This is a genomic window from uncultured Algibacter sp. (assembly GCF_947495675.1).
In the GTDB taxonomy this organism is placed as follows: Bacteria; Bacteroidota; Bacteroidia; order Flavobacteriales; family Flavobacteriaceae; genus Algibacter_B.
Window position 1 is genome coordinate 152,735 of record NZ_CANLZX010000007.1, and the last position, 11,786, is coordinate 164,520.

General features: G+C 31.3%; 10 protein-coding genes. All 10 read right to left on the reverse strand.

Going from position 1 to position 11,786, the window contains the following annotated elements; translation table 11 throughout:
* Window position 1: 1 nt before the first annotated feature.
* Window positions 2-2,416 carry a glycoside hydrolase family 2 TIM barrel-domain containing protein gene (locus Q0842_RS06960; RefSeq protein WP_298495994.1) on the reverse strand — a complete coding sequence of 805 codons (2,415 nt, stop codon included), beginning with the start codon at window positions 2,414-2,416 and terminating at the stop codon, window positions 2-4.
* Window positions 2,417-3,613, reverse strand: a complete 1,197-nt coding sequence (locus tag Q0842_RS06965; protein ID WP_298495996.1) for a glycoside hydrolase family 88 protein — start codon at window positions 3,611-3,613, stop codon at window positions 2,417-2,419. It abuts the gene before it with no gap.
* A gap of 375 nt (window positions 3,614-3,988) precedes the next feature.
* Window positions 3,989-5,293: a TRAP transporter large permease gene (locus Q0842_RS06970; protein ID WP_298495999.1), complete on the reverse strand. Its 1,305-nt coding sequence runs from the start codon at window positions 5,291-5,293 to the stop codon at window positions 3,989-3,991.
* Window positions 5,294-5,295: 2 nt separating this feature from the next.
* Window positions 5,296-5,787 (reverse strand): TRAP transporter small permease, encoded by a 492-nt coding sequence (locus Q0842_RS06975; RefSeq protein WP_298496002.1) that lies wholly within the window; start codon window positions 5,785-5,787, stop codon window positions 5,296-5,298.
* Window positions 5,788-5,789: 2 nt separating this feature from the next.
* Window positions 5,790-6,761, reverse strand: coding sequence for a TRAP transporter substrate-binding protein (locus Q0842_RS06980; RefSeq protein WP_298496005.1), 972 nt, complete (start codon window positions 6,759-6,761; stop codon window positions 5,790-5,792).
* Between the two features lie 2 nt (window positions 6,762-6,763).
* A complete protein-coding gene (gene uxaC / locus Q0842_RS06985; RefSeq protein WP_298496007.1) occupies window positions 6,764-8,173 on the reverse strand; it encodes a glucuronate isomerase in 1,410 nt (469 codons plus the stop codon).
* 2 nt (window positions 8,174-8,175) lie between these two features.
* The gene (locus Q0842_RS06990; RefSeq protein ID WP_298496009.1) at window positions 8,176-9,354 is read right to left on the reverse strand and encodes a DUF4861 family protein; all 1,179 of its coding nucleotides are present in this window, start codon (window positions 9,352-9,354) and stop codon (window positions 8,176-8,178) included.
* Window positions 9,355-9,356: 2 nt separating this feature from the next.
* Window positions 9,357-10,151, reverse strand: coding sequence for a gluconate 5-dehydrogenase (locus tag Q0842_RS06995; protein ID WP_298496012.1), 795 nt, complete (start codon window positions 10,149-10,151; stop codon window positions 9,357-9,359).
* Between the two features lie 3 nt (window positions 10,152-10,154).
* Entirely contained in the window at window positions 10,155-10,997 is an 843-nt protein-coding gene (kduI, locus tag Q0842_RS07000; RefSeq protein WP_298496015.1) for a 5-dehydro-4-deoxy-D-glucuronate isomerase, read from the reverse strand.
* Window positions 10,998-11,019: 22 nt separating this feature from the next.
* A partial coding sequence (gene uxuA / locus Q0842_RS07005; RefSeq protein WP_298496017.1) for a mannonate dehydratase occupies window positions 11,020-11,786 on the reverse strand: 767 nt, incomplete at its 5' end.

An 11,786-nucleotide genomic window follows, 5' to 3' on the forward strand; every position in this document is an offset into this window, starting at 1 on the left:
ACTAATTTATATTTAAATATGTGCCTTTAAAACTTTGGTTGAGTACTGTAACTTGAAGCATTTCATCTTTTGAAAATCGTTTTACTTCTATAGAAGCTTGCCCGTTGGCCATTTCAATAATTTCGCTACCAGTTGGGGTACCTTGGCTAACTATTGCTTCGCCCCCACTTAAACATTGAAAATAAACACGCTTTTCATAATCTAAACACCTTAAGCCTTTTTTATCTACTGCAGTTGCTGTAACTAAATAATTACCATTAGACAGTTTTTTATGTTCTAATTGTAATGCGATTGCTTTTGTGTTTTTTATGTATCTGTAATTTAATTTTAAATCGTCAACAAATTGATCTCCACTTTTAGTTTTACCTACCGCTTTTAATATATTTTCGCCATTTTTAAAATTCACACTCCAATTTAAACCAGAAGCAGGAAATTCTAGGGTATTACGCGATTTTACACCTAAGCTTTTTCCATTTAAAAACAATTCTACTTTTGGACAATTACTGTAAACACTTATATTTCTTGATTTACCTTTTGGTCCTTGTCTTTCGGTCCAAGTATGCGACTCGATATAAGTAAACGGTTTATTACTCCAATAACTTTTAAAAACGTAAAATGCATCTTTAGGTTTACCTGTTCTATCTACCAGTCCTTTTTGGTTCATATATGGTATAGCGTTTTCTGGTCGTAATGGTGTACCAAAATCTTTAAATGCCCATTGAACGTTTCCAACAAAAGTAGAATCGTTTTCAGAAATTCTTAAATGCCAATCAAATAAATCGACTATATAATTCTCACTCCAATCTCCTATTTGAGCAATATTTGCAACATCGGTTTGCACAATTGCTTCTTCCCAACCATCAGAATTAATTTTACCTTCTCCTGTTATTGGATTTTCGGTATGTCGACCTACATGACTAGACCCACCATATTCAGCATGTAAAAAATGAGGATATTCTGCCTTATATTGGTCTATTGCTTTTTGATAACTTTTATAGCTTCCTGAATACCAACCAGACCATATTGATGGAGAAAAGACATCCACAATATCTGCCCCTTCATAATATTTTCTAATAGCTGTTTTTCTTGTAGGGTCTAACTTATGCGCATAATCATGTAATTCTTTTAAATAATTATTTATATTTTCTCTGTTATCACCATCTTCAAAGTCTGGTAACCAGTAAATTTCATTACCTAAAGACCAAAGGATAATACTTGGATGATTATGATTTTGCTCTATAATTTCTTTAAGCATGCCTTTAGTATTTTTCTTCCAGGCATCATTTCCTAAACCACCACGGCACCATGGTAACTCGTCCCAAACTAATAAACCAAGTTCATCGCAAGCTTTATAAACCTCAGGGTCTTGAGGGTAATGAGCTAAACGTACAAAATTGGCTCCCATGTCTTTTATAAGTTCCATATCTGCTCTGTGTTGCTCATTACTCATTGCTGCTCCAACACCCGCATGTTCTTCATGCCTATGTGTTCCTCTTAGCAGTAAACGTTTTCCATTTAGATAAAAAGCACCATGATCTTTAAATTCAAACCATCTAAAACCAACATTATCTGTAAGTTCATCAGATATTTCATTATTATTTAATAATTGAATTTTTAAAGTATAAAGATTCGGATTATCAGTATCCCATAACTTTACGTTTTTAATTTCTTTAAAATTGATTTCAGCTTCATTATTGACAATTTTAAAATCTGAAGATATTATCTCTTTTCCATTAACATCCATTAAAGAAGCTTTAACTTTTGAATTATTGCTAGCATTTACTACTGAAATTTTTGCATTTAAATCGGCACTTAAGTTTGATACGTTAGGTGTTGTTATCTTTAAATTAGCCAGATGCTGTTCTGGTATTGTTTCTAACCAAACATCTCTAGTAATTCCACCAAATATGAAGAAATCACTTTTTTGTGAAGGAATAATTTCGGGGTTGTAACTATTATCAACTCTAACTAGTATGGTATTAGTTCCCTTTGAAATTACATCGGTTATATTTACACTAAAACCAATATAACCACCAATATGACCACCTACTTTTTTTCCGTTTACATAAATTTCACTAGTTATATTAACACCTTCAAAATAGAGTTTATAAATATTATTAGAAACTGAAGAAATCTCTAATTCTTTCTTATACCAACTTCCTGTACGTCTGTAACCTGGGTTTACATCGGTAACATCAAGGGCATTCCAAGTGTGAGGTAAATTAATATTTTGCCAATTATCTTTTTTTAAAGCATCATTAATATTTGAAGTATTATTTTCAAGATATAACCAATTATTATTAATATTTAATTTACTTCGATTTTGGTTATTTTGCTGGGTATTGTTTCCGCATGAAAATGTAAAAACACAAAATAAAACAATCGTTAATTTTGAAAGTGTAGATTTTAATATCATTTAGTTTAAATCTTTTAATCTAATTAATGTTTGCAGGTAATAATAATCACCATAAACGATTGGCTCATTCATTTCTGATCTTTTAGACCAATCTCCAAAACTATGATCAAGAATAAAAGGAGCTTCAAAATCTTTTGGCAAAATATAATTTGTTGTTTCTAAGGTATTAATTACTTTTTTACTGTAATCTAAATAATCTTGATTTTTAGTGTAACCATAAAGTTCAACTAATGCAGAAGCAACTACTGCAGCTGCCGAAACATCTCGAGATACATTTGGTATGCTAGGGTCATCAAAATCCCAGTATGGTATACCATCTTCAGGTAAATTTTTATGATTTAAAAAGAAGTTTGCTGTAGCCTCTGCTTGATTTAGATATTTTAAATCTTTTGTGTACCTATACATCATTGTAAAACCATTAATAGCCCAACCTTGGCCACGTGCCCAAGCAGAATTATCACTAATTCCTTGATGTGTTATCTTAAGCCTTGGCAGGTGCGTAATGGTATCATAATCAAGAACATGCCATGTACTATGATCTAACCTAAAATGATTTTTTAATGTGGTATTAGCATGTTTTATTGCTATTTTATGAAAAGTACTATCGCCTGAAATTTTAGTAGCTTCAAATAGTAGCTCTAAATTCATCATATTATCTATAATAACTGGAAATTGCCATTTATCTTTATTAAAATCCCAGGAACGAATACTTCCAATAGTTTCATTAAAACGTGTACTTAAAGTCTGTGCACTTTTAACAATTATATCTTTATAAGCTTTATTATCTTCTTGTTTTAAAGCATTTCCGAAACTGCAAAAAACTTTAAAACCCATATCATGAGTTCTATTATTAAACTTTTCTTTTTCTATAAAAGCAGTCCATTCTTTAGCTTTCTTTTTAAAATCTTCATTACCTGTTAACTTATAAATTTGCCATAGGTTTCCTGCAAAAAAACCACTTGTCCAATCTTTGGAAGGCACTTTTTTTATTTGTTGTTTTTCATGAGAATAACTTCTAGGAAATGCTGTAGAATCTAGTTTGTATTCTAAAAGTTTATTATACCTGTTTTCTAACTTCTTTTGAAAATTATGATGTTCTTTTTTTTCGGATTTACAAGCAATAAGAAAACTTATAACTATAAAGAACAACTTAAAATGATGCTTTTTTATCATAAAAATTAAAGTAATATATTTCATTGTTAAATGTATATTAAACATAAAAATAGAAGTATAAAATAGAAACTCATTAAATGCAGTGTAGATAAGTGCGAAAATTGAAATTTTTTTGTTTGCGAAAAACTACTTAAACTGCAGCAAAAAAGTAACAATAAAACTTTACACTTAAACATTAGTATTTTCTAAATTATTTCAAATGCATTATTGCATATATTAAAAGTATAAATTTTTAACCGTTCAATAAATATGTATATAAACAAGTCATACTTTCCTTAAATGTTTTTTAATAATAACTTCAATATTGAAGGAACATCTTTAGGTAAACCAATTAAATATTTTTCTTTGCTACATACAATCAAAGCATTATAAATACAATCAAAATATTTAAAGCATATTCTATAAATCAAATAATCTAGGCAAATACATAGAAATCTCTGGTATATAAGTAATTAAAAGCAATACAATTACCATGATGAGTAAAAATGGTAATAAAGGCTTGACAACTTGAGATACCGATACATTTGCTATTCCGCTACCAACAAAAAGTATGGTACCAACAGGCGGAGTACATAATCCAATACATAAATTAAGCACTAATACAATTCCAAAATGAACAGGATGCATACCTAAAGCAACAACTACTGGCAGAAAAATAGGTGTAAATATCAATACTGCAGGAGTCATATCCATAAACGTACCTATAATTAATAGTACTAAATTAATAACTAGGAAAATCACAATTTTATTACTGAATTGCTCTAATAAAAAGTTACTAATAAGTTCTGGAATACCCTCAAAAGAAAATAACCATGACATAGCCATTGATGTACAAATTAAAAACATTACAACAGCTGTAGTTTTAGCACTAGTTAATAAGATATTAGGAAAATCTTTGGTACTAATATCACCATAAATTAAAGCTAAAACAGCAGCATAAAGAACCGCTATAGCAGAGGCTTCGGTTGCTGTAAATATACCTGCAACAATACCCCCTACAACTATAACTAAAAGTAATAAGCTAAAAAATGCTTTTCTGAAATATTTCCAAATTAACGATAATGGCACTCGACTTCCTTTAGAGAAATTTCGTGTAATAGCTACAAATGCTATATAACTCATAATAGCAACTCCAAGCAAAATACCTGGTAAATAACCTGCTATAAATAGAGCCGCTACAGATGCTGTTCCGCCACTTGCTAAAGCATAAACTATTAAAATATTACTTGGTGGTATTAATAACCCGGTTGTAGATGATGTAATATTTACAGAGGCACTAAATTCTCTGGGATATCCTTCTTCTTCCATTCTATCTGTCATGATACTACCAATTGCAGAAGTTGCTGCAATTGCAGATCCTGAAATAGCACCGAATAACATAGATGCCAATACATTTACATATGCTAAACCTCCTGGCAAACTAGCTACTAATGATTTTGCAAAATTGATTAATCTATTAGCTATACCTCCACGTTTCATAATTTCTCCTGCCAAGACAAAAAATGGTATTGCCAACAATGCAAAACTATCAATACCTGTAGTCATTCTCTGAGCTATTGTAGTTAAACCTGGCAACTTATCAATATTCAACAATAAACTTATTGTTGTAGAAATACCAATACTATATGCTACTGGTACTTTAATCATTAATAAAGTGAAAAAACTGGCAAATAATACGATAATACTTATTACTTCAATACTCATAATTATTCTGTTATTTCGTTAGCATTAATTTTAAACATATGATAGACTGAAAACCACATTATCAATAATCCACTTACAGGTAAAATAGCATAAATATAACCTAATGGTATTCTAAGAGTTCCTGATAATTGACCTAAATGCAAGGTGGTATAAACAAGGTTAAATCCTCCAATAACCATAACAATTAGTGCAAATGCAAAAACGCATATTTCAATAAAAATTAAAGCTTTTTTTCTGGTTTTGGGAGAAAACTTTTGGTACAAAAAATCCATTGATAAATGCAAGCGTTTAGCGTTTAAATAAGCCGCTCCTAGGATAGACATCCATATTAACGAAAAACGTGCTAACTCTTCTGTAAATGCAAAAGAGGTATTTAAAATATATCTTGAAAACACTTGTCCTAATACATCAATAACTAATAATCCAAAAATAATTACAAGGATAATTTCCATGACTTTACAAGCCTTATCAAAAATAACATCTGCTGTTTTCATAGTTATTGGTTTTTAATTTTATTAATTAAATCGTTCATTTCAGGATGTTCTTCCTTGAAAGCTTCTAAAACAGATTTTGACTGCTCTTGAAATAATGATTTATCTGGAATAATAATTTCTACACCTGCTTTTTTTGCGATAGCCATAGATTCTTCTACAGATTCATTCCAGAATCTTTTTTGGGCTTGTACAGACTCATCCATGGATTCTTGAACCCATTTTTTCTCATCGTCTGTTAACTTATTCCAATATTTAGTTCCTATTAATAAAACGTCGGGTACTGAGGAGTGTTGATCTAAAGTATAATATTTACTAACTTCAAAATGATTTGATGATACGAATGAAGGCGGGTTGTTTTCAGCTCCATCAACAACACCTTGTTGTATAGCTGTATATAATTCTCCATAGGCCATTGGTGTTGCCGAACCTCCTAAAGAATTTACCATATTAATAGCCATTTGGTTATTCATGACCCGGATTTTTAAACCTTTTAAGTCTTCTGGTGTTCTAATAGCTTTATTAGATGTATAAAAACTACGACTCCCAGCATCATAATATCCTAGTCCTCGTAACCAAAATTTACTTCCTTTTTCTAAAATAGATTTACCAACTTCTCCTTCTAAAACATCAAATTGGTGTTGTTTATCTCTAAATAAATAAGGTATTCCTAATACATGATATTCTGGCACGAAATTAGACAATGTAGCTGCACTTACTTTGGTAATAGCAACACTTCCTATTTGTAAAAGTTCAAGAACTTCACGTTCAGAGCCTAATTGTCCATCAGGAAATATCTTGACTTTCATTTTCCCACCAGACTTTTCGTTTAGTGCTTTCTTAAACTCTAAAATACCTTTGTGAACAGGGTGTCCTTGAGGTAACGTATGGGCCAAGTATAAGGTTTTTATATCACTTTCTTTTTTACAAGAAGTAAATGCTAAAGCCAAAATACATACTAAAATAAATTGTTTCATAATTATTGTGTTTTAAAACCAAAATAGTTTTTGGCATTATAGTAACAAATGTCTTGAACCATTTTACCTAAAAATTCAATATCGTTTGGAATAAGACCTTGCTTTACATCCTCTCCTAAAATGTTACATAAAATACGTCTGAAATATTCGTGTCTTGGAAAAGATAAAAAGCTACGACTATCTGTTAGCATACCAACAAATTTGCTTAATAGACCCATATTAGACAAGCAATTAATTTGCTTTTCCATACCATCTTTTTGGTCTAAAAACCACCAACCAGAACCCCATTGCATTTTACCTGGATAATCTGAATTTTGAAAATTACCCATCATTGTGGCAAAAACTTCATTTTGCGATGGGTTAAGATTATATGTAATTGTTTTGGCTAATTTATTGTTTAAATTAAGTGTATTAAATAATTTAGACATTGATTTTGCTACTGGGAATTCTCCAATAGAATCTACACCAGCATCTAAACCAACTTGTTCTAACAACCTACTATTATTATTACGAATGGCCCCAACATGCATTTGTTGTATCCACCCTTTAGCATGATACATTTCGCATAATTTTACGAGTATACAAGATGCAAATAAGTTGGCTTCATCTCTAGAAATTTCATTTCCAGAAATACGCTTTTTAAGAATTACATTTGCTTCGTCTTCTGTAAAATCAAATGCAAAAATTTCTTCAAGACCATAATCAGAAAGGCGGCATCCTAGACTATCAAAAAAATCAATTCGCTTTTGGATAGCTTTCAACAAGTCATCTAAATTATTAATTGAAAAATTAACAGAAGCAGCTAGTTTTAGTATATAGGCTGGAAAAGTAGACTTTTCTACCATTAACAAAACATCTGGTCTAAATGTTGGAAAAACCTTTGTATAAAATCCTTTTTCTGCAATTTCTTGATGGTATTTTAAATCATCAATAGGATCGTCTGTAGTACAGATTACCTCAACTTTTAAATCTTCTAGAAGCTGTGCAGGTGTTTTGTTTTCTAAAATAGCATTAGCTTTTTCATAAATTGCCTCAGCTGTATTTGGTTGTAACAATTCATCAATATCAAAATAGCGTTTTAACTCTAAATGTGTCCAATGAAATAATGGGTTTCTTAATGTATAAGGTACTGTTTCTGCCCATTTTAAAAACTTCTCTTTATGAGATGTAGCAGAAGCTGTTATAAAAATTTCATCAATACCATTAGCTCTCATAGCTCGCCATTTGTAATGGTCGCCTTTAAGCCATGCTTCGGTAATATTTTTAATAGGTTGATTTTCTGCAATTAATTGAGGTGATAAATGATTATGATAATCGATAATTGGTAAATCTTTAGCATAGTTGTGATATAATTTTTCAGCAACTTCAGATTGTAGTACAAAATTATCTGAAATAAAATTAGAGGTATTCATAATTAATTGAATGTAACTATTAGTGGGTTGTTTATCTTTTTAGAAAAACTTTCTAAATAAGAATTCCATACTTTTTTAGAAGTAAACTCTCCTGCTTTTTTCCAACCAAAACCAGCATAATAAATTGCTTTATTATTATTTACTTTAATCTGAGCGTACAAATTACTCCAGTCTTTTAAAGGAGTATCAAATAATTCGCTAGAAATCATATTTTGGTTAGGAACAACAATAGCTGTTCCTAGTTCAGAATCATCATGCGGTTCCCAATACGATATCCACCCTGACTCCTTATTATGTGTTGATTCGCCATCTTTTTCATGTAATGTTAAACCTGCATAAATAGCGTTTGTACCTGTTAGTTTTATTTCAAATCTTGATAGGTTATTACCATAATCTAAAGATATATGCTTGGTTTCTGAAATAGTTTTTCCATTAGCATCCCAATCTGCATATTCTAAAACAAAACTTGTTCTTATTGGTCCTGTAGTAATCGTTTTCCAATTGGTGAAATTTCTAGATATATAGTATGTAGTATCTACTTTAACTGCAATACCACCAACACCACGAGAAACACCTACATGAAAATTATCAAGGCCTTCACCTGAGTCTTTGTGGTATGCCCCTTTTTCGGTTTCGGCTTTTTTGTACCATTTATTAATAATTGGATATTCAACGCGTTTTAACCACGCATCGATACCACTAGAGAGTGTACCTCCCTTCACTTTATCTTCAATCATTTTTTGAGCCGTTGGACCAAAAGTTCTAAAACCAACTTTGTTATTTTCCCATGCGTAATCATCTGTTCTTTCAGGAACAAATCTTGAATAACAATACTCTAAGGCTTCAGGTTTTTTAGAATCTTCAATGGTAACTAATTCATATTGATTTATTGAATTAGCCTCTATAACTGGCTGAAATAATAATGCATCTGCTTCTCCATCTTGGTTATTATCTACAAATTGAGATATTAAGATTTTATCAGTTTTTAAATCTTTAACTGAAAAACTATCAAAGTGTTCATCGTGGCTAAGTTTTAAGTCTGATTTATGTATTTCAACTGTTTCAAATGAACGGTCTACATCTAGAGCATTTTTAACTGTAATAATATGAGCATTTTCTTTCTTACATCCTAAAAGACAAAAAAAGGCTAAAAACGCTGAAAATAAAGTTACTTTTTTCATAATTAATCTTCGTTTGAAGGCTTACCAATAGTAGCTAAAATACCGCCATCAACATATACTACATGACCATTTACAAAATCACTAGCTTTTGATGATAAGAATATAGCTGCACCGGCTAGATCGTTAGGGTCTCCCCATTTAGCCGCTGGAGTTCTATTTACTATAAAATCATTAAATGGATGCCCATCTACTCTAATTGGAGCAGTTTGCGATGTTGCAAAATAGCCAGGCCCAATACCATTTACTTGAATATTATGTTTTGCCCACTCAGTCGCCATGTTTTGAGTTAACATTTTTAATCCACCTTTTGCTGCTGCGTAAGCACCAACACTATTACGCCCCAACTCGCTCATCATAGAACAAATATTAATTACTTTACCAGCTTTACGAGCAATCATTCCTGGTACAACATGTTTAGACACTATAAATGGACTTACTAAATCCACATCAATAACTTGTTTAAAATCTTCAACCTCCATTTCAATAAGCGGTGTACGCTTAATGATTCCTGCATTATTGATTAAAATATCAATCTGTCCTACTTCAGCTTCTATTTTTGCAACAGCAGCAATAACTTCTGCTTCGTTTGTTACATTAAATTTAAAACCTACGGCATTTATGCCTTCACTTTTATATTCTAAAACTGCTTGGTCAATTTTTTCTTGCGATGAGTTACCATTTACAATAATGGTAGCTCCTGCTAAACCTAAACCTCTAGCCATTGCCTTACCCAAACCATGAGTACTACCTGTAACTAAGGCATTTTTTCCTTTTACATCAAATAATGAAACACTCATAACTTATCTTAATTCGTTTATTTTAGCAACATCCATATCTCCATAATCTAAATTCTCGCCTGCCATACCCCATATAAAAGAATAACTTGCAGTTCCTGAACCTGAATGAATAGACCATGGTGGAGATATTACAGCTTGATTATTTTGCATCCAAATATGTCGTGTTTCTTGAGGTTGCCCCATAAAATGACATACTGCTTGATCTTCTGGAACTTCAAAATAGAAATAGACTTCCATCCTACGATCGTGAACATGAGCTGGCATAGTGTTCCAACTACTACCAGGTTTTAAAGTTGTCATACCCATTTGTAATTGACAAACATCTACAACACTATTAACAATATACTTTCTTAATGTTCTGGCATTTGCTGTTTCTGGAGCTCCTAACTCAATAACTTCAACATCGTTTGTTCCTATTTTTTTAGTAGGATACGCCTTGTGTGCTGGAGTGGAATTTAAATAAAATTTTGCTGGATTTTTTTCAGATTTACTTGAAAAAACTACTTTTTTATTTCCTTGTCCTACATATAATGCCTCTCTATGGTTTAAAACATATTCAGTACCATCAACCGATACAGTACCTGATTCACCAATATTTATAATACCAAGTTCTCTTCTTTCTAAAAAATACGGCGCTTTTAAAGGGTCTATAGTGTCTAATTCTATAGATTCGGAAAGCGGCATAACTCCACCTGTAATAAATCTATCATAATGCGAATAAACCAAATTGATTTTATTGTCTTCAAATAAATTTTCAATTAAAAACTCTTCTCTTAATTGATTTGTATCATATTGTTTTACACCCTGCGGACTTGATGCGTAACGCGTTTCATAAGTTGTTTTCATGATTAAATAATGCTTTTGTTATTTATATGTTTTGTTTTAAACCGTATTCTAAACCTCTTAATTCTGCTAGGCCACGTAATCGTCCAATTCCTGAATAACCAGGATTGGTTTTTTTATGCAAATCATCAAGCATTTGATGCCCATGATCTGGTCTAACTGGAATGGCATAATCGGCTCTTCCTTCTGCTTTTCTTCTTTTTTCTTCAACAAGAATTTCTTTTACGATACTGTACATATCTACATCGCCATCAAGATGGTTTGCTTCGTAAAAATTTCCTTGCTCATCACGTTTTGTACTTCTTAAATGCAGGAAATGAGCACGATCTGCAAAACGTTTAAATATTTGAACCAAATTATTATCAGCTCTTACACCTAATGACCCTGTACAGAATGTAATGCCATTTGCTCTATCAGGAACATTATCGAATAAATACGCATAATCTTCCTCGGTGCTAACCACTCTTGGCAATCCTAATATTGGATAAGGAGGATCGTCTGGATGAATACACATTAACACCTCGTTTTGAGAAGCTACAGGTATAATTTCTTTTAAAAACAGTACTAAGTTTTCTCTTAAAGATTGCGCATCAATAGATGCATAAGTATCTAATATTGTTTGAAATTGTTCTAAAGTATATCCCTCTTCAGCTCCAGGTAAACCTGCTATAATATTATTTACAAGTTGTTTTTTTTGTGAATCATTTAGCTTTTCAAAATATACTTTCGCTGCTGCTTTTTGGGTATCACTATAACTATTTTCTGCCCCTGGTCGTTTTAATAAAAATAACT

Bases quoted from the DNA above. Each gene is read 5' to 3' on its own strand.
- Q0842_RS06960 (WP_298495994.1), bottom strand. From the start codon at position 2,416: ATGATATTAAAATCTACACTTTCAAAATTAACGATTGTTTTATTTTGT.
- Q0842_RS06965 (WP_298495996.1), bottom strand. From the start codon at position 3,613: ATGAAATATATTACTTTAATTTTTATGATAAAAAAGCATCATTTTAAG.
- Q0842_RS06970 (WP_298495999.1), bottom strand. From the start codon at position 5,293: ATGAGTATTGAAGTAATAAGTATTATCGTATTATTTGCCAGTTTTTTC.
- Q0842_RS06975 (WP_298496002.1), bottom strand. From the start codon at position 5,787: ATGAAAACAGCAGATGTTATTTTTGATAAGGCTTGTAAAGTCATGGAA.
- Q0842_RS06980 (WP_298496005.1), bottom strand. From the start codon at position 6,761: ATGAAACAATTTATTTTAGTATGTATTTTGGCTTTAGCATTTACTTCT.
- uxaC (WP_298496007.1), bottom strand. From the start codon at position 8,173: ATGAATACCTCTAATTTTATTTCAGATAATTTTGTACTACAATCTGAA.
- Q0842_RS06990 (WP_298496009.1), bottom strand. From the start codon at position 9,354: ATGAAAAAAGTAACTTTATTTTCAGCGTTTTTAGCCTTTTTTTGTCTT.
- Q0842_RS06995 (WP_298496012.1), bottom strand. From the start codon at position 10,151: ATGAGTGTTTCATTATTTGATGTAAAAGGAAAAAATGCCTTAGTTACA.
- kduI (WP_298496015.1), bottom strand. From the start codon at position 10,997: ATGAAAACAACTTATGAAACGCGTTACGCATCAAGTCCGCAGGGTGTA.